This is a genomic window from Oleiphilus sp. HI0125, assembly GCF_001635355.1.
Map to the genome: position 1 here is coordinate 1 of NZ_LWGF01001304.1, position 1,032 is coordinate 1,032.

Below are 1,032 nucleotides of genomic sequence, written 5' to 3' on the forward strand. Positions count from 1 at the left end.
AGATTGGGGCAATGTATAAAGGCGATCGATCTAGAAAAGAAACTCTAGTCGAATATGGTTTTCGCTTACCTAGTGCTCTTGATAATCGACCGATGCGCTTTGATGAATGGGAGAGAATCTGCCCACAGACAATTTTTGTTTCGGCTACGCCTGCGAAATACGAAGAAGAGCATGCAGGGCAGGTCGTTGAACAGGTTGTGCGGCCGACAGGGCTTCTCGATCCAATTTTAGAGGTTCGTCCAGCTACAACGCAGGTTGATGATTTGCTCGGGGAGATTCATAAATCTGTTGAGGCAGGTGATCGAGTGCTTGTTACGACGCTTACCAAACGGATGGCAGAAGATCTAACGGATTACCTAATGGAACATGGCGTTAAGGTTCGATATTTACACTCCGACATTGATACCGTAGAAAGAGTCGAAATTATTCAAGACTTACGCAAGGGCGTATTTGATGTATTGATTGGTNTTAATTTGCTTCGGGAAGGTTTGGATATGCCTGAAGTAGCTCTTGTCGCGATTTTAGATGCGGACAAAGAGGGGTTTCTAAGATCCGATAGATCGCTAATTCAAACGATTGGTCGGGCAGCGCGAAATATAAATGGTAAAGCAATTTTGTATGCAGATCGTGTGACGGGTTCAATGCAGCGTGCTATGGACGAAACCGAGCGACGAAGAGCAAAACAAGAAGAGTACAACAAAGAGAATGGTTTGACGCCCAAATCGCTCAACAAATCTGTTGGAGATATCATGGAGGGCGCGGTCGTAATTCCTGGGCGGGTTAAGGTTGGCGGTAGAAAAGTTGCTGAAGAAAGTGGGAGCTACGGCGCTGATTCCGGCTCTAAACTGAAGTCAATTAAGGCGTTAGAGGACGAAATGTACGCCGCCGCGAAGGCCTTAGATTTTGAGCGTGCGGCAGCCCTAAGAGACCGTATTAGTGAGCTTAAACATAACTAGTATTGTGCAAAGCGGACAATTTTTTGACTATTTTATGCACATTCATGATTTTCGTGTTTAGCTTTTGATCTTTTAA

At 45.0% G+C, this 1,032-nt stretch carries 1 protein-coding gene; it reads left to right on the forward strand.

Translation table 11 applies throughout. The features are described from left to right. Positions 1-956, forward strand: a 956-nt coding sequence (locus A3762_RS22490; RefSeq protein WP_197469504.1) for a helicase-related protein, incomplete at its 5' end; no start/stop codon positions are given. Between the last annotated feature and the right edge of the window lie 76 nt (positions 957-1,032).